General features: G+C 67.9%; 20 protein-coding genes. 17 read left to right on the forward strand and 3 right to left on the reverse strand.

The window, feature by feature from the left end:
* Window positions 1-22 precede the first annotated feature (22 nt).
* The 9 genes from MRBLMI13_RS09980 to MRBLMI13_RS10020 all read left to right on the forward strand — a co-directional run bounded on the left by MRBLMI13_RS09980 (window position 23) and on the right by MRBLMI13_RS10020 (window position 7,059).
* Window positions 23-226 carry a cold-shock protein gene (locus MRBLMI13_RS09980; RefSeq protein WP_042538190.1) on the forward strand — a complete coding sequence of 68 codons (204 nt, stop codon included), beginning with the start codon at window positions 23-25 and terminating at the stop codon, window positions 224-226.
* Between the two features lie 381 nt (window positions 227-607).
* Window positions 608-1,642, forward strand: coding sequence for an iron-siderophore ABC transporter substrate-binding protein (locus MRBLMI13_RS09985; protein WP_309694459.1), 1,035 nt, complete (start codon window positions 608-610; stop codon window positions 1,640-1,642).
* A 53-nt stretch (window positions 1,643-1,695) separates the two neighbouring features.
* Window positions 1,696-2,718 carry a FecCD family ABC transporter permease gene (locus MRBLMI13_RS09990; protein WP_367823101.1) on the forward strand — a complete coding sequence of 341 codons (1,023 nt, stop codon included), beginning with the start codon at window positions 1,696-1,698 and terminating at the stop codon, window positions 2,716-2,718.
* Window positions 2,715-3,797 carry a FecCD family ABC transporter permease gene (locus MRBLMI13_RS09995; RefSeq protein ID WP_079112091.1) on the forward strand — a complete coding sequence of 361 codons (1,083 nt, stop codon included), beginning with the start codon at window positions 2,715-2,717 and terminating at the stop codon, window positions 3,795-3,797. The genes MRBLMI13_RS09990 and MRBLMI13_RS09995 overlap by 4 nt, the downstream gene beginning before the upstream one ends.
* Window positions 3,794-4,594 (forward strand): ABC transporter ATP-binding protein, encoded by an 801-nt coding sequence (locus MRBLMI13_RS10000; RefSeq protein WP_042538187.1) that lies wholly within the window; start codon window positions 3,794-3,796, stop codon window positions 4,592-4,594. The genes MRBLMI13_RS09995 and MRBLMI13_RS10000 overlap by 4 nt, the downstream gene beginning before the upstream one ends.
* A complete protein-coding gene (locus MRBLMI13_RS10005; protein WP_367822217.1) occupies window positions 4,584-5,540 on the forward strand; it encodes a siderophore-interacting protein in 957 nt (318 codons plus the stop codon). The genes MRBLMI13_RS10000 and MRBLMI13_RS10005 overlap by 11 nt, the downstream gene beginning before the upstream one ends.
* 54 nt (window positions 5,541-5,594) lie before the next feature.
* The gene (locus MRBLMI13_RS10010) at window positions 5,595-5,792 is read left to right on the forward strand and encodes a hypothetical protein (RefSeq protein ID WP_367822219.1); all 198 of its coding nucleotides are present in this window, start codon (window positions 5,595-5,597) and stop codon (window positions 5,790-5,792) included.
* A gap of 2 nt (window positions 5,793-5,794) precedes the next feature.
* Window positions 5,795-6,487, forward strand: coding sequence for a class I SAM-dependent methyltransferase (locus MRBLMI13_RS10015; protein ID WP_367822221.1), 693 nt, complete (start codon window positions 5,795-5,797; stop codon window positions 6,485-6,487).
* 89 nt (window positions 6,488-6,576) lie between these two features.
* On the forward strand, window positions 6,577-7,059 hold the full coding sequence (locus MRBLMI13_RS10020) for an HIT family protein (protein ID WP_367822225.1): 483 nt from the start codon (window positions 6,577-6,579) through the stop codon (window positions 7,057-7,059).
* Between the two features lie 95 nt (window positions 7,060-7,154).
* Here MRBLMI13_RS10020 and MRBLMI13_RS10025 read toward each other — a convergent pair whose 3' ends face one another.
* Complete coding sequence (locus tag MRBLMI13_RS10025; protein WP_367822227.1) at window positions 7,155-7,757, reverse strand: GrpB family protein; 603 nt, start codon at window positions 7,755-7,757, stop codon at window positions 7,155-7,157.
* Between the two features lie 105 nt (window positions 7,758-7,862).
* Between MRBLMI13_RS10025 and MRBLMI13_RS10030 the strand changes: the two genes are divergently transcribed.
* Complete coding sequence (locus MRBLMI13_RS10030) at window positions 7,863-8,573, forward strand: hypothetical protein (RefSeq protein WP_367822229.1); 711 nt, start codon at window positions 7,863-7,865, stop codon at window positions 8,571-8,573.
* Window positions 8,574-8,595: 22 nt separating this feature from the next.
* On the opposite strand, the gene MRBLMI13_RS10035 is transcribed toward MRBLMI13_RS10030, so the two are convergent.
* Window positions 8,596-9,144: a TetR/AcrR family transcriptional regulator gene (locus MRBLMI13_RS10035; protein ID WP_367822231.1), complete on the reverse strand. Its 549-nt coding sequence runs from the start codon at window positions 9,142-9,144 to the stop codon at window positions 8,596-8,598.
* Window positions 9,145-9,203: 59 nt separating this feature from the next.
* Here MRBLMI13_RS10035 and MRBLMI13_RS10040 point away from each other — a divergent pair, with 59 nt between their 5' ends.
* Both MRBLMI13_RS10040 and MRBLMI13_RS10045 read left to right on the forward strand, forming a co-directional pair.
* Window positions 9,204-10,025, forward strand: coding sequence for an SDR family NAD(P)-dependent oxidoreductase (locus tag MRBLMI13_RS10040; RefSeq protein ID WP_367822233.1), 822 nt, complete (start codon window positions 9,204-9,206; stop codon window positions 10,023-10,025).
* A gap of 112 nt (window positions 10,026-10,137) precedes the next feature.
* Window positions 10,138-11,004: an alpha/beta fold hydrolase gene (locus MRBLMI13_RS10045; RefSeq protein ID WP_367822235.1), complete on the forward strand. Its 867-nt coding sequence runs from the start codon at window positions 10,138-10,140 to the stop codon at window positions 11,002-11,004.
* 15 nt (window positions 11,005-11,019) lie between these two features.
* Here MRBLMI13_RS10045 and MRBLMI13_RS10050 read toward each other — a convergent pair whose 3' ends face one another.
* The gene (locus tag MRBLMI13_RS10050) at window positions 11,020-12,027 is read right to left on the reverse strand and encodes a LacI family DNA-binding transcriptional regulator (RefSeq protein ID WP_367822237.1); all 1,008 of its coding nucleotides are present in this window, start codon (window positions 12,025-12,027) and stop codon (window positions 11,020-11,022) included.
* 215 nt (window positions 12,028-12,242) lie between these two features.
* Here MRBLMI13_RS10050 and MRBLMI13_RS10055 point away from each other — a divergent pair, with 215 nt between their 5' ends.
* The 5 genes from MRBLMI13_RS10055 to MRBLMI13_RS10075 all read left to right on the forward strand — a co-directional run bounded on the left by MRBLMI13_RS10055 (window position 12,243) and on the right by MRBLMI13_RS10075 (window position 21,051).
* Window positions 12,243-14,249 (forward strand): beta-galactosidase, encoded by a 2,007-nt coding sequence (locus MRBLMI13_RS10055; protein ID WP_367822239.1) that lies wholly within the window; start codon window positions 12,243-12,245, stop codon window positions 14,247-14,249.
* Window positions 14,250-14,372: 123 nt separating this feature from the next.
* Window positions 14,373-15,599: a sugar ABC transporter substrate-binding protein gene (locus MRBLMI13_RS10060; RefSeq protein ID WP_042538179.1), complete on the forward strand. Its 1,227-nt coding sequence runs from the start codon at window positions 14,373-14,375 to the stop codon at window positions 15,597-15,599.
* A 118-nt stretch (window positions 15,600-15,717) separates the two neighbouring features.
* Window positions 15,718-17,340, forward strand: a complete 1,623-nt coding sequence (locus MRBLMI13_RS10065) for an ABC transporter permease subunit (RefSeq protein WP_042538177.1) — start codon at window positions 15,718-15,720, stop codon at window positions 17,338-17,340.
* Complete coding sequence (locus MRBLMI13_RS10070; RefSeq protein WP_367822241.1) at window positions 17,340-18,251, forward strand: sugar ABC transporter permease; 912 nt, start codon at window positions 17,340-17,342, stop codon at window positions 18,249-18,251. Before MRBLMI13_RS10065 ends, MRBLMI13_RS10070 begins: the two co-directional genes overlap by 1 nt.
* A 31-nt stretch (window positions 18,252-18,282) precedes the next feature.
* Window positions 18,283-21,051 (forward strand): glycosyl hydrolase 53 family protein, encoded by a 2,769-nt coding sequence (locus tag MRBLMI13_RS10075; RefSeq protein WP_367822243.1) that lies wholly within the window; start codon window positions 18,283-18,285, stop codon window positions 21,049-21,051.
* The last annotated feature ends 71 nt before the right edge of the window (window positions 21,052-21,122 follow it).

The following is a 21,122-nucleotide window of genomic DNA, read 5'->3' on the forward strand; positions in this document are numbered from 1 at the left end:
TGAAAAAGAAAGTAGAAAACACATGGCCACTGGCACTGTGAAATGGTTCAACGCTGAAAAGGGCTTCGGCTTCATCGCTCCCGATGACGGCACGGACGACCTTTTCGCCCACTACTCGGCAATCACCGGCTCCGGTTTCAAGGAGCTCCGTGAGAACCAGAAGGTCGAATTCGACGCTGAGCGTGGCCCCAAGGGCATGCAGGCTGCGAACATCCGCGCTCTCTGAGCGCGAGCAGACTTCCTGAAGCCGGCCGGATCCTCACGGATCCGGCCGGCTTTCTGTATGCCCGGGAGCTTTCCGAGACGGACGTGATGCGGTGCGGGGTCAATTACGCATCTGAGCGGGCGTGCGGGGTCAATAAAGCGCCCGAATCGGGCGTGGGGGATGCGTTTTTGACCCCGCACGCGCGGACTCGCTGCTGACCGCTGCGGGGTCAAGCCTGCATCCGGGCATGCGTTTTCGACCAGGCACGCGCGGGATGGACGCCGCCCGACGCCCGGACCCGAGATGAGGCTTGCCTAACTTTCTGTTAGATTAGGCCAGGCTTACCAAAGCCTGGCGCCCCTCCGCGCCGCACCCCCTCATCCCAACCCGAAGGGAATGCCTGTGCGCACCTCTCGTCTTCTCGCCGCCGGTGTCGCCGCGGCCCTCGCCCTCGGCCTCACGGCCTGCGCGACGCCATCGAACGACTCGACCTCCGACTCCGCCGGCGGAAACCCCGCCGATGACAGTGCCTTCCCCGTCACGATCGAGCACGTCTATGGCGAGACCACGATCGAGAAGAAGCCCGAGCGCGTCGCGACCGTCGCCTGGGCCAACCACGAGGTGCCGCTGGCCCTCGGCATCGTTCCGGTCGGCATGAGCAAGGCCTCGTGGGGCGACGACGACGACAACGGCATCCTGCCCTGGGTCGAGGAGAAGCTCGACGAGCTCGGCGGTGAAGAGCCCGTGCTCTTCGACGAGTCCGACGGCATCGACTACGAGGCCGTCGCCGACACCGAGCCCGATGTGATCCTCGCTTCGTACTCCGGCCTCACGCAGGAGGAGTACGACACCCTCTCGAAGATCGCTCCGGTCGTCGCGTACCCCGAGGTCGCCTGGGGCACGCCGGTCGACGAGATGATCGAGATGAACTCGAAGGCTCTCGGACTCGAAGCAGAGGGCGATGCCCTCATCGAGGATCTGCACGCCGACGCCGAGGCCGCTCTCGAGGAGAACAGCGCTCTCAAGGACAAGAAGGTCCTCTTCGCCTACATCGACCCGAGCGACCTGAGCCAGGTCGGCTACTACACCGCGATCGACACGCGCCCCGGATACCTGCACGACGACCTGGGCCTTCCTCTGCCGTCCGTCGTCGAGGAGAACGCCGACAGCGACCAGTTCTACCTGACCGTGAGCTCCGAAGAGGCCGACAAGTTCGCTGACGTCGACGTCTTCGTGACCTACGGCGACGAGTCGCTCATCGCGACGCTGCAGGCAGACCCGCTTCTGTCGAAGATCCCGGCGATCGCCGAGGGCCGCATCGCGATCCTCCCGGATGCCACTCCGATCGCCGCGTCGGCGAACCCCTCGCCGCTGTCGATCCCGTGGGGTCTCTCCGACTACCTCGGCCTGCTGGCGGCACCGCTCGCCGCGAAGTGACCTTCAGCGTCACCCTCGCGCACTGAATTCCCGTGACCGCTGTCACCCTTCCCATGCCGGGCGCCGCAGACCTGCGGCGCCCGGCATGGGCGCGCTCGCTCTGGCTGCTCGTCGGTCTCGGAGTGCTGCTCGTGCTCTGCATCCTGTCGATCTGCTTCGGCGTGCGCTCCGTGAGCATCGACGACATCTTCGCCGCGCTCAGCGGGCAGGATGACACCCTCGCCCAGGCCGCGATCATCAAGCGCTTCCCGCGCACCGTGCTCGCGCTCCTCGTGGGTGCCGCCCTCGCCCTCTCCGGCGCGACGATGCAGGCGGTCACCCGCAACCCGATCGCCGATCCCGGCATCCTCGGTGTCTCGAACGGCGCCTCGCTCGCCGTCGTCATCGGTCTCGCGTTCATCGGCCTCACCGACGCATACAGCCAGATGGCGCTCGCGATCATCGGCGCCGCACTCGCCGCAGCCTTCGTCTACACGGTCGGCTCGCTCGGCCGCGGCGGCGCCACTCCTCTCAAGCTCGCCCTCGCGGGTGCAGCCACGTCGGCCGCCTTCGCCTCGCTCATCAGCGCCATCATGCTGCCGCGCGTCGACCTCCTGCAGGCATTCCAGTCGTGGCAGATCGGGGGCGTCGGCGGCGCCGAATGGCCGCGCATCGCGATCACGGCGCCCGTGCTCGCGCTGGGAGCGCTGATCTGCTTCGTGAGCGCCCGCGGCATGAACTCCCTCGCCCTCGGCGACGACATGGCCAAGGGCCTCGGCGAGCACGTCTTCCGCACGCGCCTCATGTCGGCGCTCGGCGCCGTGATCCTCGCCGGCGCCGCCACCGCCATCGCGGGTCCGATCGGCTTCGTCGGACTCGTCGTTCCGCACGTGTGCCGGATGCTGATCGGCACCGACCACCGCTGGCTTCTGCCGTTCTCGGCCATGGCCGGCGCAGCGCTGCTTCTCGCGAGCGACATCGTCGGCCGCGTGATCGCGCCCTCGTCGGAGGAGATCCAGGTCGGCATCATCACCGCGATCATCGGAGCCCCGTTCTTCATCTGGATCGTCCGCCGTCAGAAGGTGCGTGAACTGTGAGCACCATCGACCGGGCTGCGGCCCAGACTCCTGCGGCATCCGAACGAAGGGGCGGGTCCGTCGCCGCGATCGTCGCCGGCCGTCGCTCACGACACCGCCGCCACGCGGTCGCGACCATCGTTCTCGGCGCGATGCTCGTGGTGCTGTTCGCCGTCGCCCTGATGATCGGCAACACGTTCTATCCGCTCGACGAGGTGATCCGCGTCATCGTGGGCGAGACGGTTCCGGGGGCGTCGTTCACAGTGGGTGAGCTGCGTCTGCCCCGCGCGGTGCTCGCGATCCTCGCCGGGTTCGCGTTCGGCATCGCGGGCGTCTCGTTCCAGACGCTGTTGCGCAACCCGCTCGCGTCTCCCGACATCATCGGCATCTCGAACGGCGCCGGCGCCGCTGCGGTGTTCGGCATCGTGGTGCTGTCATTGAACGGCCCGGTGGTCTCGCTCCTGGCTCTCGTCGGGGCGATCGTGACCGCGGGCATCATCTACCTGCTGTCGATCAAGAACGGCTTCGCGGGCACGCGACTGATCCTGATCGGCATCGGCGTCGCGGCGATGCTGCAGAGCGTCATCTCATACATGCTGTCGCGCGCAGCGAGCTGGGACATCCAGACCGCGATGCAGTGGCTCACCGGAAGTCTGAACAATGCCTCGTGGGAGCGCGTCATGCCGCTCGCGATAGCCGCGGCGGTGCTGATGCCGCTGCTGCTCTCGCAGGGGCGCGCGCTCGGAGCCATGCAGCTCGGCGATGATTCGGCGTCCGGTCTCGGCGTGCGGGTCAACACCACCCGCCTGCTGTTCATCCTGGGTGCCGTCGCCCTGCTCGCCTTCGCGACTGCGGCCTGCGGCCCCATCGCGTTCGTCGCGTTCATGGCGGGTCCCATCGCCGCCCGCATCACCGGCCCGGGAGCGAACCTGCTGCTTCCGAGCGCGTTCGTCGGTGCCGTGCTGGTGCTCGGCGGCGATCTGCTCGGCCAGTTCGCGTTCGGGGATCGTTACCCGGTGGGCGTGATCACCGGCGTGCTCGGCGCTCCGTATCTCATCTTCCTGCTCATCCGCACCAACCGCTCGGGAGGCTCACTGTGACCGAGGCGCACACTCTGACGGCCGAGTCCGTCACGCTCGCCTACGGCGACCGCACGATCATCGACGGCCTCGACCTCGCGATCGCCCCCGGCAAGATCACGACGATCGTCGGAGCCAACGGATGCGGCAAGTCGACGCTGCTGCGCTCGCTCGCGCGTCTGCTCTCGCCGACCGCCGGCCAGATCGTGCTCGACGGCAAGTCGGTGCACGCGCGCCCCACCAAGGAGGTCGCGCGCATCCTCGGTCTGCTGCCGCAGTCGCCCGTCGCGCCGGAGGGCATCGCCGTCGCCGACCTCGTGGGTCGTGGCCGGCATCCGCACCAGAAGATGCTCGCCCGCTGGAGTGCCCACGACTACGAGATCGTGGCGGACGCCCTCGAGGCGACTGGAACCACCGACCTCGCCGACCGCAGCGTCGACGAGCTCTCGGGTGGCCAGCGTCAGCGCGTGTGGATCGCGATGGCACTCGCGCAGGAGACCGACATCCTGCTTCTGGACGAGCCGACCACGTTCCTCGACGTCGCGCACCAGGTCGAGGTGCTCGACCTGCTCACCGACCTGAGCGTCTCGCGCGGCACCACGATCGTCATGGTGCTGCACGACCTCAACCTCGCCGCGCGGTATTCCGACGAGCTCGTCGCGATGAAGGAGGGCAGGGTGCACGCCACCGGCGCTCCGCAGGATGTCGTGACCGCCCAGCTCGTCGAAGAGGTCTTCGACCTCGCGAACCAGATCACCATCGACCCGGTCTCGGGAAAGCCGATGGTCACCCCGATCGGAAGGCATCATGTCCGCTGAGACGACGACCGAACGCCCCACCTACGTGCTGGCCCGCGCCGAGGTGCGCGCGGTCGAACGGGTGTCGCCGAACTTCGTGCGCGTCACCTTCGGCGGTGACGACCTCTTCGAGTTCGGCACGCCCGGCGACACCTTCGACTCTCGGATCAAGATCGTGTTCCCGCCGGCATCCGGCATCCTTCCCGAGCTCGATCGGGACACCGACGACTGGTGGGGGTCGTTCCTCGCCGTGCCCGAGGAAGAGCGCGGATCCATGCGCACCTACTCGGTGCGCGAGCTTCGCGTGACGGATGCCGGCACCGAGCTCGACGTCGATTTCGTGCTGCACCTGGCGCCTGGACTGACGGGCCCCGCGTCGAGGTGGGCCGATGCGGCCGCCGCCGGCCAGGAGCTGTTCATCGTCGGACCGCGTCGCGGGGTCGCCGCAGCGGCTCACGGCGGTGCCGAGTACGAGCCGGGCACCGCTGCGTCGGTCGTTCTCGCCGGTGACGAGACCGCGGCTCCCGCGATCGCCCGCATCCTCGAAGACGCTCCGGGCGACCTCCGAGGCTGCGCGTTCATCGAGGTGCCGACTCCCGCCGACATCCTGCGCATCGACGCTCCCGCCGGCGTCGAGGTGCACTGGCTGCCCCGGGATGCGGGCGAGCCTCATGGCGTGCGGCTCATTCCCGCCGTGCTCGAGTATCTCGGCGATGCGGATGCGGCGGATGCCATCGACGTGAAGGACATCGAGTCCGAGGAGCTGCTCTGGGAGACTCCTGATTACTCGGGTCTCGGCGAGGAGATCGCGGCAGCGGATGCTCCCGCCGAACGATACTTCTGGATCGCCGGCGAGAGCGGCGTCGTCACGACGCTGCGCCGACACCTCGTCAAGGATCTCGGAATCGACCGCTCGCAGGTCGCTTTCATGGGCTACTGGCGCCGCGGCGTCGCTATGCGCGGCTGAGCCTTCATGTGCGACTGAGCTGGCGCCGGGCGGAAAAGTGCTAGACACGACGGCATGAACGACCATCCGGTCAGGCATGAACTCGGTCGTATCGACGTCGTCACGCTCGTCGACACTCCGGCGCTCAGCCGCGACGTCGCCCTCGATGTCGACGCGGTGCAGTCGACTGTCTCGTGCCGATCAGCTCGCATCGGTGACGCTGCGCGCCTGATGCCGGTGAGAGTCCATCGGATGGTCTGTGGAACGCTGTAGAGATGGCTGACTACGACGCATTCGCGGAAGCGTTCGATGCTCACGCGGCCACGAGTGCCTACAACGCCCACTACGACCGGCCGGCGACCCTCTCTTTGCTCGGCGACGTCGACGGAATGTCCGTTCTGGATGCTGGCTGCGGCCCGGGGCTCTACGCAGAGCAGCTCGTCGCGTGCGGGGCCGACGTCGTCGGGATCGACGCGAGTGAGAAGCTCATACGCCTGGCCAAGAACCGGGTCGCGCAGGCCGACTTTCGCGTGCACGATCTCGAGTTCCCGCTGTCGTGGATCGAGAACGACTCGTTCGATCGCATCGTGATGGCGCTCGTTCTGCATCACCTTCATGAGCCACGCGCCACGCTCCGCGAACTGCATCGAGTGCTGAGACCGAACGGTCGACTCGTCGTCTCGACAGTGCATCCGGTGGCCGACTGGCTACGCCTCGGTGGGAGTTACTTCACTGACGAGCGTCTCGTTGAGACCTGGCAGACCGACTGGCATGCCGAGATCCGTCGCGCACCGTTGACGGCTCTGATCGCCGACTTCGCCTCGGCGGGGTTCGCCATCGAAGCACTCGTCGAACCGACACCCGCGCCATCTATGGCAGACGCATACCCCTTGGTGAATGAGCGCCTGTCGACCGAACCCGGCTTCATCGCGTTCTCGCTCATAAAGCATCCGAGGTTCGAGTCCTGACAACCCCGCTCGCGGCAGGGGTGGGCCACGCCGGTGCGGGGATCGGAGACCCATGACGACACGCGTCACCCATCGTGAGAGGATCACGTGTGCTTTCGACGTCACATGAGCCAGCCGGATACTCGTGTCCGTTCTGTCGCCTGCCGCAGGGAATCTTCGACGAACGCAATCGGCCTGCTGACATCGTCGCCGTCACGGAACGCGCCTACGCTCGCATCGCTCCGAAGTGGTGGCCGGCAAATCCGGGCGCGGTCCTCGTCATTCCCCGGGAGCATGTGGAGAACATCTATGACCTCTCTCCGGAGGTCGGTCAGGCGGTGTGGGAGCTGACGCAGCAGGTTGCGATCGGGATGCGCTCCTCCTACGACTGCGAAGGCACGTCGATCCGCCAGCACAATGAGCCCGCCGGCAATCAGGATGTTTGGCACCTTCATGTCCATGTCTTCCCGCGCCACGCAGATGATCGTCTCTATCAACGACAGGACGAGGCGCGATGGGTATCCCCTTCCGACCGGGAGCTCTTCGCACTGCGGTTGAGGGACGCGCTCGGTCTGCCTTCCACGTTCGACTGATCGGGACGTTCCCCGGGCATCGCGTTCCTCGTCAGCGGCATCACCGATACTGCTCCGGCTCTGCGAGAGTCCGCCGTGCAGGTGAGTCCGCGAGGTCAACCGTGGCTCGATGCCCACGTGTCGAACTCGGACTGCACTTTGTCGAAGTACTCCGTCTTCGCTCGGGTGTAATCGTCGTAGTCGGCTTTGCCCCGTTGGCCGGCGCTGAGCCTCCGCTTCCCGACTTCGTACCGATGCCTCGCATCGGGGCGGGCCCGCAGCCAGTCTCGGAACCAGATCGTGTACAGACCCCAGGGGGAGTCTGCACGTCGGACGTGAAGGATCGCCTGCTCCTCTTCGTGCCAGAACAGCAGCTTCTCCCAGACGGCGGGGTCTACCGGGGCTGAACCTCGCGGGATGTCGCGGTCGACTCCGGGTGAGTCGGGCCGCGCACCGCGGGCGCGCACGAACCCGAGCTGATCAAGCCTGCTGCAGAGGTCGGCTTCGCGCGGAAGAGGGGAGATACGCAGCTGTAGGTCGAGGAACGGCTTCGCGGGCAGCCCGGGCACGGCCGTCGAGCCGATGTGATCGAGCGTCGCCTCCTCAGCCCCGGTCAGTCCGGTGAGGGCGTCGCTCAGACCCGAGAGCAGGCGGGCGGCTCGTCGCGCCCAATCCGTCTGGTGCTCGACCAGCGCCGCCGGATTCTCCTCGTCACTCACCCGGCCAGTGTACGGACGTGCCGGATGCGGTCGACGTGCTGCTCGCCCGCGGGCTTCGCGCTCCGATCCCTGGAGTTCCGCCACGGCAGAGGTCAGACTGGGCGGATGGAGTACGCCGGAGTAGTGCCGATGGACGCCCCCGACCCGAGCGCCGATTTCGAAGCTCGCGTGCGCGGGCTGTCCTATCCGGTGTTCCAGCTGCGGCCGCAGCCGTCGCTCACGCGCATACCGGGTGCCTCGTTCACGGAGATGGGCGCGTCGGCGGCAGCGGGCGCGCCGATGGGACTGGCGGAGTCGTCGGTGTCGCTCACCTACACGCTGTGGAGGAATCCCGACGACCATTCCGACCCGCGCAACGAGATCGAGCTGGACCCCGGCATCCGACGATCGATCGAGGAGGAACCGCCGTGGGGCCGCCCAGCGTGGCTGATCGAGCGGGCTCAGCTGCTCAAGTACCCGATGCTCTGGGAGGCGGTGCGCACCAGCTGGCAGGCGTCGCCCGATCCCGAGCGGCACGCGCTCTCGCAGCAGTTGGTCGACCACGCCAATCACATACTGCGGAACAGATTCCGTGAGGAGCTCGGACTCCCCGACCTGCCGAGCGAGGGTGACGACGGCGGCTGGGAGGCGAAGAAATCGGCGGCGAGGGATGCCGTCGTCGCGGTCGATGGCCGGAACCGACCGGGTGTGCAGATCGACACCGATCCCTTCGTCTACGCGGTGGGTTTCCGCGTCGATGAGAACGTGGTCTGCACTGTCGTCGTGCCGCGCGACAGCCTGCCGATGATCGACCTCGCCATCACGAACTTCGAGTGAGCCGCCCGATCCGCGATTGACGTCACCCCGCGCCGACGCTTCGCAGGACCCGCTCCACGTGAGCGGTCACCCATTCCGCATCGAACGGTCGGCTGCGAAGCAGCCAGCGGTGGAAGATCGGCCCGACGAACAGTTCCGCGACATCGTCCGCGAAAGACACGTCCGCCTGACGCAGCCGGTCGGATATCCCGGTCAGCTGCGGCCCGAGCAACAGCTCGCGGAACTGAGTGGCGAGCTCCTCGTCGGATTGCACCTCGGCGGTGACGGCTCTCAGCAACCGCTCCTGGGTCGGGTCGGTCAGCTCGTCGATCATGCCGGTCGCCAACGCGGTGAGGTCGACAGTCAGATCGCCCGAGTTCGGCACGGTGACCCTGCCGTTCTCGTCGGTGCTGCGGGCCAGGAGGGCGTCGAAGAGGATCTCACCCGTCGATGACCACGACCGATAGAGAGTCTGCTTGCTGACCAGCGCTCGTGCGGCGATACCCTCCATCGTGATCGCCCCCACCTGGCGCTCGCCGGCCAGAGAAAGCGCCGCCGCGTGCACCTTGGTGCGGGTTCGCTCACGGGCCATGCCCCCAACGATACCCGAGCAAACGAGACGGTGCGTCCAGTTCGCGATACGATCTCGGCATGACTTCACCGCAGACATGGATGATCACCGGCAGCAGTCGAGGTCTGGGTCGAGCGCTCACCCGCGCCGCGCTCGACGCGGGGCACGCTGTCGTGGCGACGGTCAGAGGCGATAGCACGCTGCCTGACCATGAGCGGCTGACCGTGGTGCAGCTCGACGTGCGGAACCGCGCGGCGGCGCACGAGACCGTCCAGCGCACCGCCGAGCTGCTCGGCGGAATCGATGTGCTCGTCAACAACGCCGGCTACGGCGTGATCGGGGCCGTCGAAGAGGCGTCGGAAGACGATGTCCGCGCGATCGTGGACACGAATCTGCTCGGTCCGTTATGGCTGAGTCAAGCGGTCATTCCGATCATGCGCCGCCAGGGCGGTGGACACATCGTGCAGATCTCGACGGTGGGAGCCGTCGGGACGATGCCGATGCTCGGTCTCTACAACTCCACCAAGTGGGGTCTCGAGGCCTTCAGCGAGGCGATGGCGGCGGAAGTCGAGCGATTCGGCATCCGCGTCTCTCTGATCGAGCCGGGCGCGCTCGACACGGAGTGGGCCGGCTCGAGCATGCGGTTCAGCTCGCCCCTGGATACCTACGACGAGCAGCGGATCGAGATGTTCGGCACCCCGCAGGTTCCCTGGCCTGCGGGCGAGTCGAGCGGCGGCGCGAGACCGGAGGATGCCGCGGCGGCGATCCTCGCCCGAGTCGCCGCGGCGGACGACCCCCGCCTCCGGGTGCTCGTCGGCGACGACGCACCTGATCAGGTCGCCGCGGCTCTCGCACTGCGTCACAAGGACTACGCACTCGATCCTCGCTTTCCGACCGCCTGACGCGCTGCATTCGATTTCGCGCGAGCGCTCGCGAAACGACCGACCTGGTGGCGCACGGGGTTGCCGCGTCGTAGCATCCCAGTGGAATCGTTCGACGACGAGGAGGCCGTCCATGACGCAGCACACGCTCGAGCTTCCGGAGGTCGATCTCGTCTATGACGTGCATGGGCCGCTCCCGACTGCGGATGGTCGTCCTCCGCTGATGATGATCGGTCAGCCGATGGACGCGACCGGATTCCAGGTCCAGGTGGCGCTGTTCGGCGATCGCACCGTGGTGACCTACGACCCGCGTGGGTTGGGCCGGAGCACACGCAAGGACGGCGGTGTGACCAACGAACCGGAGACCCAGGCCGAGGACGTCCACGCGATCATCGAGGCGCTCGGCGCCGGCCCGGTAGACATGCTCGCGAGCAGCGGCGGTGCTGTGACCGCACTCGCTCTGGTCACGGCGCACCCGCACGACGTCGCGACTCTGGTCGCCCACGAGCCGCCGATCGACAGCGTGCTGCCAGACGCCGAGGCTGTCCATCGTGCGCGCGTGGCCTACACGAAGGCGTATCAGGACAAAGGCTGGGGCGCTGGAATGGCGGCGTTCATCGTGATGACCTCATGGGAGGGCGAAGTCACAGACGACTATCTCGCTCGGCCTGCGCCTGACCCCGCGGCGTTCGGGATGCCGACCGAAGACGACGGTTCGAGGGATGACCCGTTGCTGTCAGAGCTGTCGTGGGCGGTGCCCCTCTATGTGCCGGACATCGAAGCTCTGAAGGCGGCGCCGACCCGGATCGTGGTGGCGGTCGGGGAGGAGTCGCTGAAGGTCTACACCGGACGCACTGCGATCGCCCTGGCCGAGCAGCTCGGCCAGCAGGCGACGGTCTTCCCCAGTCACCACGGCGGTTTCATGGGCGGCGAATTCGGCTATGCAGGCCAGCCCGAAGCCTTCGCGGCGAAGCTCCGCGAGGTGCTCGACCGATCGTAGAGGTGAGAACGCCGCCTACGCGCTCTCGCGCACCACGAGCTCGGTGTCGAGGATCACGGATCTAGGGGATGCTCCGGCGATGACCTCGAGCAGCACGGCGACCATCTGCGCGCTGATCTGGTCCCAGGGTTGACGCATGGTCGTGATCGGAGGCTCGTGGGTGGCGGCGAGGCCCGAGTCGTCGAACCCGGCGATCGCGATGTCCTCCGGCACGCGGCGTCCGGCACGGCGGGCGGCGGCGATGGCTCCGGCGGCCATCCGGTCGGATGCTGCGAACACGGCGTCGACGTCGTGCTCGAGCATCCTCGTCATGGCGGCCTGCCCTGATTCGTACGAGTAGTCGCCCACCTCGACCAGCGTCTCGTCGAACTGCTCGCCGAGCTCTTCGCGGAAGCCGACCAGGCGGTAGCGCCCGCCGGGGGTGTCGTCGGGGCCCGTGATCATGCCGATGCGGCGGTGGCCCTGCGCCACGAGGTGCGCGGCCATCGTGCGGGCTGAGGCGACTTCGTCGACCGAGATCGTCGAGAGCTCTCGTTCGTGTCCGAGGGGCAGGCCGCAGCAGACGGTGGGGATGCCGACCTCGATCAGCTGATCGAGCAGCGGGTCGGACTCGTGCGATGAGATCAGCATGACGCCGTCGACATGACCGGCGCTGAGGAACTGGGCGACGCTCTCGCGCTCGGCGGGCGTTCCGGCGACGAGCAGCACCAGTGTCATCGCCCGCTGCGCGAGGGCTTCGGCCGCTCCGCGCAGCAGCAGTGCGAAGGTCGGGTCGTCGAACAGCAGCTGCTGCGGCTCGGTCAGCAGAAAGGCCAGTGAGCCGGCGCGGCCCGTCGCGAGACTGCGCGCGTGATGGTTCGCCGTGTAGCCGGAGGCGAGGATCGCCTCTTCGACGGCCTGCCTGGCATCGGGGGACACCCAGTGCCCGCCGTTGATCACACGCGAGACCGTGCTGCGGGACACCCCCGCCTGCGCCGCGATCTGGCGGATCGTCGGCTTGCGCTTCGCGCTGACATCACTCATCGCCTGTGACTCTACCCACAGCATCCCGTCGAGCGGTAGTCCAACCTGGGACCGGTCTCAGTTCGGTAACGGCAGTTGTGATCGACGGCAGACCTGGGGTAGAACTGAGACCGGTCCCAGTCGCTCTCCTGAGTCAGGCTGAGACCGGTCCCAGTCGAATGAGCGACAGCACGCCGGGACCCGCACCACGACCACACCGACCCGATGGAGTGCCGATGACCTCGCCCCACGCCTGGCCTGAGCTGCGCGGAATCGCCTATGGCGGCGACTACAACCCCGAGCAGTGGTCGCCCGAGACGTGGCGCGAAGACGTCATCCTGATGCGCGAGGCCGGAGTGAACCTGGTCAGCGTCGGCATCTTCTCGTGGGCGCTCATCGAAGTCGCCGAGGGCGAGTTCGACTTCGCCTGGCTCGACGAGCTGCTCGACCTGCTGCACGCGAACGACATCAAGGTCGACCTGGGCACGCCCACGGCATCCCCGCCGGCGTGGTTCTTCGCGAACCACCCCGACGCCCACGTGATCGACCGCGAGGGTCGCACGATGGGCTTCGGCTCGCGTGGCATGGCCTCGCACTCGTCGCCGGCCTACCGCGAGGCGATCGTGCGGATCGCGGATGCTCTCGCGGCGCGCTATGCGCAGCATCCGGCCGTCGTGCTGTGGCACGTGCACAACGAGTACGGCGTTCCCGTCGGTGAGGACTACTCGCCGAACGCGGTCGCCGCCTTCAGGCTCTGGCTCCAGGAGAAGTACGGCTCGCTCGATGCGCTGAACAGCGCGTGGGGCACCGCCTTCTGGGGTCAGCACTACTCGGCGTGGGAGCACGTCGGTGCGCCCGCCATCGCCCCGAGCGTCGTGAACCCGGCTCAGCGCCTCGACTTCGCGCGCTTCACGGATCACCAGCTGCGTGCGTGCTTCATCGCCGAGCGCGACGCGATCCGCGCGCACGCCGATCAGCCGGTCACGACGAACTTCATGGCGAACCAGAGCTGGACCACAGACCTGTGGGCCTGGGGCCGCGAGGTCGACATCGTCTCTGACGACCACTACCTGTGGGCCGCCGACGAGGACGCGCACATCGGGCTCGCGATCGCAGCCGACCTCAGCCGCTCGGTCGGCGGCGGCAAGCCGTGGATCCTCATGGAGCACTCGACCTCGGCCGTCAACTGGCAGCCGCGCAACATCGCCAAGCGTCGCGGCGAGATGCAGCGCAACTCCTTCACGCACCTCGGCCGCGGAGCCGACGGCATCCTGTTCTTCCAGTGGCGCGCAGGCCGCTCGGGCGCCGAGAAGTTCCACTCCGCGATGCTGCCGCACGCCGGCACCGAGTCGCGGGTCTTCCGGGAGGTCGTCGATCTGGGTGCCGCGCTCGGCCGCCTCGACGAGGTGCAGGGCAGCACGGTGAAAGCCGACGTCGCGATCCTCTGGGACTTCGAGTCGTTCTGGGCACAGGACCTCGAATGGCGCCCCTCCGCAGACGTCACGCACGCCGCCCAGGTTCGCCGTTTCTACGAGCAGCTGTGGCGTGACGGCATCACGGTCGATTTCGCCCTGCCGGGCCAGGACCTCTCGGGCTACCGCCTGGTGGTCGCTCCGGCGCAGTACCTGTTGAGCACCGCGGATGCCGCGAACCTCACCTCGTATGTCCGCGACGGCGGCACGCTGCTCGTGTCGTTCTTCTCGGCCATCGTCGACGAGAACGACGCCGTGCACGCCGGTGGCTTCGTCGCCCCGCTGCGTGAGGCGCTCGGGCTCACGGTCGAGGAGTTCCTGCCGCTGCGCGAGGGCGAGAGCCACGGACTCGACTGGGTCGATCACGACGGCATCATCGCCGACGTCTGGCAGGAGGACATCGCGCTCGAAGGAGCCGAGGTCATCGCCAACTTCTCGGGCGGACCCGGTGAGGGCGAGCCCGCGATCACGCGTCACCGTCACGGGGCGGGCACCGGCTGGTACGTCGGCACCCGGCTGGATGCGCCGGGAATGCGCGCGCTCCTGCACGAGGTCTACGCGGATGCCGACGTCACCTCGTCGGGTGTCGTCGAAGGCCTCGAGGTCATCACCCGTCACGGCGGCGACGCGGTCTACCGCATCGCCGTGAACCACCGTGATGACGACGTCGAGCTCGAAGCCGCAGGCGTCGAGCTCCTCAGCGGCGCCGAGATCTCGGGCGCCCTGACGATCGCGGCGGGCGGGGTCGCCGTCATCCGCACCTCCCACTGACAGCACGACCCGCACGACCCGCACGACCCGCATCACCCTGCACCACCACGAACCACACAGCAACACCCACCCCGGTCGCGATGACGCGCAGCGCATCGTCGGCCACGACAGATAGGAAAACGCATGCGCAAGCACATCGGAGTCGGCGCACTCGCTCTGGCCGCGGCCGTGGTCCTCGCGGGCTGCTCCGCCGGCGCACCCGAAGGCGGCGACGACGCCGCATCCGGCGACGGCGCTGAACTCGTCATCTGGACGGATGCCGAGCGCGAAGCCGCGATCACCGCAGCCGCCGAGGCGTTCGAGGAGGAGACCGGAGCCAAGGTCACCCTCGTGCAGAAGAACTTCGAAGACCTCCGCAACGACTTCATCGCGCAGGTTCCGACCGGCGAGGGACCCGACATCACGGTCGGCGCGCACGACTGGCTCGGCGCGCTCGTCGCGGCCGGTGTGGTCGACACGATCGACCTCGGCGACAAGGCGTCGGAGTTCGAGCAGGTCGCCCTCGACGCCATGACCTACGACGGCCAGCTGTATGCGATGCCGTACTCGCTCGAGACCATCGCCCTCGTGCAGAACGTCGACCTCGTCGGCGCCGAGGCCCCGGCCACCTGGGACGACATGATCGCCAAGGGTGTCGCGGCGGGCACCGAGCGTCCGTTCGTCATCAACACCGGCGGCGAGACCGGCGACGGATACACGATGTACGGACTGCAGACCTCGTTCGGCGCCCCCGTCTTCGTGCAGGACGACACCGGCTCGTACACGAGCGAGGTCGGCATGGGCGGAGCACCCGGCGAGGCGTTCGCCAGCTGGCTCGGCGCCAACGGCTCGAGCGGCACCGGCTACATCTCGACCACCGTCGACTACGACATCAACAACGAGCTGTTCGCGTCGGGCAAGGCCCCGTACACGATCCAGGGCCCGTGGGCCATCAGCGCGTTCGAGGGCATCGACGTCGCTGTGAACCCGATCCCCTCTGCGGGCGGCGAGCCCGCAGCCCCGTTCGTCGGCGTGCAGGGCTTCTACCTCTCGAGCAAGAGCAAGAACGCCCTTCTCGCCCAGGAGTTCCTCGTGAACTACCTCGGCACCGAAGACGCGCAGCGTGCCCTCTACGAGGCCGACCCCCGCATCCCCGCGTGGTCGACGCTCGCCGACGAGGTCTCGTCCGACCCGATCACCGCCGGCTTCGTGGCCTCCGCCCAGAGCGGCGTGCCGATGCCGTCGATCCCCGAGATGGGTTCTGTCTGGGATCTCTGGAACGCCGCGCAGGCGCAGATCATCAACGGCGCCGACCCCGTGTCGACGTGGAACACCATGGTCGCCGACCTCGAGACGACTCTCGCGGGTTGACCCGACTTGTGGGGCGTTTCGTCTCGGTCGCTTCGCTTCGCTCCCTCGCTCAACGAACATTCCCGGTCGTTGAGCGAGCGGAGCGAGACGAAACGCCCCGCCAGACAGGACTGATGACATGACGATCCAGGCACCACCGGCCGAGGCCCCCACCCCCGTGGTGAAGCCCTCGCGCGAATCCCACGCCCGTCGCTTCCGCGGCCTCGGCTGGGGCTTCCTCATCAAGCTCGCCCTGATGGCGTTGGTCAACGCCTTCGGCATCATGACCGCGATCTCGGCCTGGAGTGCCGAGTCGTGGATCGTTCTCGGCGTCGTCGTGCTGCTGGTCATCATCGCCGACTGGGTGTACTTCACCCGCAAGGCGCTGCCGCTGAAATACCTGCTCCCCGGGCTGATCTTCCTGCTCGTCTTCCAGGTCTTCATCTTCGGCTACACGGCGTACATCGCCTTCACGAACTACGGCACCGGTCACGTCGGCACGCAGGAGCAGGCGGTCGAGGCCGCGCTGATCCAGGGCGAGCGTCGCATCGAGGGCTCGTCGGACTACCCGCTCTCGATCGTGCAGCGCGGCGACGAGCTAGGCTTCGCGATCGTCGACGACGACGGCGACGTGCAGGTCGGATCCGCGACCGAACCGCTGACCACCGCATCCGATGCCGAGATCGGCACCACCGGCGCCCCGAGCGAGGTGCCCGGGTGGGAGGTCGTCCCGCGGGCGACCGTGCTGACCGATCCGACACTCGGAGCGACGATCAAGGACCTCAGGGTGCCGGTCTCGGACGACCCGAACGACGGCTCGATCCGCACTCGGGAGGGCTCGACCGGCTCGGTCTACGAACCGACGCTGGTGTGGGATGCCGAGGCGCAGACGATCACCGACACGCAGTCGGGCACGGTCTACACGGCCACGGATCTCGGTGCGTTCGTGGCTGCAGACGGCACGGCGCTGCCGACGGGGTGGTCGGTGAACGTCGGGTTCGCCAACTTCCTCAAACTCTTCACGGATGCGAACCTCGCTGGCACCCTGTTGAGCGTCACGGTCTGGACCTTCGCGTTCGCGATCCTGTCGGTCGTGCTGAGCTTCGCCGTCGGACTCGGCCTCGCGATCGTCTACAACGACCCGCGCGTCAAGGGTCGCCGGTTCCTGCGAGCGCTGTTCATCCTTCCCTACGCGTTCCCCGCATTCATGGCCGCGCTGCTGTTCCGCGGCATGTTCAACGCCGAGTTCGGCGTGATCAACGACCTGTTCTTCTTCGGCTCGCAGATCAACTGGCTCGGCGACCCGTGGCTCACCCGAGCCGCGGTGATCTTCGTGAACGTGTGGCTGAGCTACCCGTACTGGTTCCTCGTGTGCACGGGCGCGCTGCAGTCGCTGCCGGGCGAGACGCTCGAAGCGGCCGAGATCGACGGTGCGAACAAGCTGCAGCGCTTCCGCGCGATCGTGCTGCCGCTGCTGCTCGTGTCGACCGCCCCCCTGCTGATCGCCTCGTTCGCCGTCGCGTTCAACAACTTCACCGTGATCTACACCTTCAACAACGGCGGGCCGGCCATCGCCGGCGCTCCGTACGCACTGGGCTCGACCGACATCCTGGTCTCGGCCATCTACGACGTCTCGGGCGTCTCGGGTGGTGCGGCCGACTACGGCCTCGCGAGCGCGCTGTCGATCATCGCCTTCATCGTGGTCGGTCTCATCTCAGCGCTGAGCTTCCGACAGACCCGCAAGCTCGAGGAGTACCAGTGATGAGTGAGACAAGAGTCATCGTGACCGGTTCATCGAAAGAAGCGGATGCCGCGCGCGCAGGCGCTCGACGGCGTCGGTGGTGGGGCGAGGTCGGATGGAAGTACATCCTGGCCGCAGGCGTGCTGTTCTTCGCCGCGTTCCCGCTCGTCTACGTGCTGTCTGCGTCGCTCAACCCGAACGGCAGCCTTGCGGCATCCAGCGCTCTGTTCAGTGCGTTCGATCCCGCGAACTACATCGCCCTCGGCGAATCGCGCTACTGGGTGTGGTTCGGCAACACCCTGCTGATCGGCGGCGTGACCGCGGTGGGCTCGGTGCTGATGGGAGCCTGCGGCGCCTATGCGTTCTCGCGCTTCCGCTTCAGCGGGCGGCGCGCGAGCCTCACCACCCTGCTCGTGCTGCAGATGTTCCCGCAGGCGCTGGCGTTCATCGCCATCTTCCTGATGCTGCAGACCCTCGGCGACGTGGTCCCTGCTCTCGGCATCAACTCGAAGATCGCCCTGATCTGCGTCTACCTCGGCGGCGCACTCGGCGCGAACACGTTCCTGATGTACGGCTTCTTCAACACGATCCCCGTCGAGATCGACGAGTCGGCGAAGATCGACGGCGCCAGCCATGCGCAGATCTTCTGGCGGCTCATCATGCCGCTGGTCGTGCCGATCCTCGCGGTCGTCGCCCTGCTCGCGTTCCTCGCGGCGTTCGGCGACTTCATCCTGTCGAAGATCATCCTCACCTCCGAGGACAACTGGACCCTCGCCGTCGGCATGTACCAGTGGGTCTCGAACCAGCTGACCTCGCGCTGGGGGCTCTTCGCCGCCGGTGTCGTCGTCGCCGCCGCGCCCGTGCTCGCACTGTTCTTCTCGCTGCAGAAGTACATCGTCGGCGGGCTCACCCAGGGATCCGTCAAGGGCTGATCCTCTCTTCCGCACCGCTCGAAAGGCCGTCATGCACCGTCGCACGCGTTCCCTTCTCTCCACCGCCCTGGCCACGGTCACCGCCGTCGCCCTGATCGGCGTCGCGCTGCCGGCGTCGGCCGCGCCATCCCCGGCATCCGTGGCGGCTGCTGTCGCCGCCGCCGAACCGGTGGATGCCGGCATCACCGTCCCTCGAGTCGAGAACCTGCCCGACGACTTCATCGGCGGCGTCGACGTGTCGTCGGTGCTGTCTCTCGAAGAGTCGGGCGTCGTGTTCCGAGACTCCGACGGCACGCCGGGCGATCTGTTCGAGATCCTCGCCGACGCCGGGGTCACCGATGTGCGGGTGCGCGTGTGGAACGACCCGTTCGACGCGAACGGCAACGGCTACGGCGGCGGCGACGTCGACGTCGATCGTGCGATCGAGATCGCGCAGCGCGCGACGGATGCCGGACTCGGCGTGCTCGTCGACTTCCACTACTCCGACTTCTGGGCAGACCCTGCCAAGCAGCAGGTGCCCAAGGCCTGGGAGGGGATGACGGCTGACCAGGTCGCCGCCGAGGTCGGCACCTTCACCCGTGATGCCGTGCGACGACTGGTGGATGCGGGCGTCGATCTGCGCATGGTGCAGGTGGGCAACGAGACCAACGGCGGCGTGGCCGGGGTGCGCGGCTGGGATGACATGGCGAAGGTGTTCTCGGCAGGCTCCGCCGCCGTGCGCGCCGAAGCGCCCGACACCCTCGTCGCCGTGCACTTCACCAACCCCGAGCGGGCCGGCTTCTATGCCGACGTCGCAGCCCAGCTCGACCGCCGCGACGTCGACTACGACGTGTTCGCGTCGTCGTACTACCCGTTCTGGCACGGCACGCCCGAGAACCTCACGGTGGTGCTCTCGCACGTCGCCGACACGTACGACAAGAAGGTCATGGTCGCCGAGACCTCGTGGGCGTTCACCCTCGATGACGGAGACGGCCACGGCAATGTGGTCGACCTGCCCTCCGAGGCGACGCAGTATCCGGTGAGCGTGCAGGGTCAGGCCGATGCGGTGCGCGCGGTCGTGCAGGCTGTCGCCGACGTCGGCGAGGCCGGCATCGGCGTGTACTACTGGGAGCCCGCATGGCTGCCGGTCGGCACGCCCGCTCAGCTCGATGCGAACAAGGTGCTGTGGGAGCGCGACGGCTCGGGGTGGGCGTCGAGCTTCGCCGGCGAGTACGAGCCGCATGATGCCGGCCAGTGGTTCGGCGGATCCGCGTGGGACAACCAGGCGCTGTTCGGGTTCGACGGCACGGCATCCGATGCGCTGAACATCTTCTCCTACGTGCGCACCGGAGCCCAGGCCCCTCGCGCTGTCGAGTCGGTGCAGCCCGTGGCGCTGCAGCTGGTCGAGGGCGATGCGGTCGAGCTGCCCGGCGAAGTATCCGTGCTCTACAACGACGGCTCGTCGGAGCAGCAGACGGTCACATGGTCGACCGGGGCGGAGTACATCGAGGGCGTCGGCGAGTATGCGATCGCGGGCGTGACGGAAGCGGGACTCGCGGCCTCAGCCACAGTGTCGGTCGCCGCGCGCAACTACCTGCGCAACCCGGGATTCGAGGATGCCGACACGAGCATGTGGAGCGCGACCGGGTCGGGCCTCACCCTGCGAGCATGGGATGACCCTCGGAGCGGCACCCATTCGGCGCACTTCTACGCGGCATCCGGATACTCGTTCGAGCTGTCGCAGACCGTGAGCGGGCTGCCCGCAGGCTCGTACGTCGCACGGGCGTCGCTGCAGGGCGACGGTGAAGGCTCGGACGGGCGGGCTTCGCTGTCGCTCTCGTCGTCGTCTGCAGCGGGCCCCGCTGCGGCCCTCGGGTTCGACGGCTGGCGGGTGTGGTCGACGCCGACGACCGAGGCGCTGCAGGTGGGTGCCGAGGGCACGGCGACCGTGCGGATCTCCGCGGCGCTGCCGGCGGGGGCGTGGGGCACGATCGACGATCTCGAGCTCGTGCGCGAACCGATGCCCGGTGCCGACACCACGCAGCTGCGGGAGCGGCGCGACGCGGCTGCGGCTCTCGACCTGACGACGTATGTCGAGTCGTCGACGACCGCCATGCCCGGTGCGATCGCGCGTGCCGACATCGTGCTCGCAGCGACCAGCCCGAGTGAGGATGCCGTGGCAGGAGCCGTGGCGACGCTCGATGACGCCGTCGACGCACTCGTGCGGAAGGACTCGGCGACGGCCGCCCCGGCTCGTGGAGTGCTGTCGCACGACAACGGCCATGACACCGGGCTGCTCGACGGCGACTTCACGCTCACCATGAATCTGTGGTGGGGGCAGAACGCCACCAAGCTGCGAGTGTTCGAGAACGGCGTGCTGATCGAGACGGTGCCGCTGACGTTCGGAGGCACCGGTGCGCAGACGGCACAGGTCGCCGTGACCGGCAAGGCGAACGGCAGCTACGTCTACACCGGCGAACTGGTCAACTCGCGAGGCGTGACGGCGGTGAAGCCCGTGACGGTGAAGGTGAAGGATGCGGCTCCCGGCACGCCCGTGCTGTCGGCCGACAACTGGGACGGCGACGGGTCGTACACGCTCACCGCCGACATGTGGTGGGGCACGAACGCGACGTCGTACCGCCTGTACGAAGACGGTGTGCTGATCTCCGAGGGCGACATGGTCGCGAACAGCCCCGCCGCGCAGCGTGTGACGGTGCCGGTGTCGGGGCGGTCGGTGGGAAAGCGCACCTACCGTGTGGAGTTCGTGAACGCCGCGGGCAGTACTGAGAGCAAGACGCTCACGGTGACGGTCAAGCGCTGAACTCGATACGAGAGACCTTCCGCCCGTTGAGCGAGCGGAGCGAGACGAAACGCGGTGGGGTTCCAGAGCGC

Source organism: Microbacterium sp. LMI13-1-1.1 (assembly GCF_040815625.1).
In the GTDB taxonomy this organism is placed as follows: domain Bacteria; phylum Actinomycetota; class Actinomycetes; order Actinomycetales; family Microbacteriaceae; genus Microbacterium; species Microbacterium forte.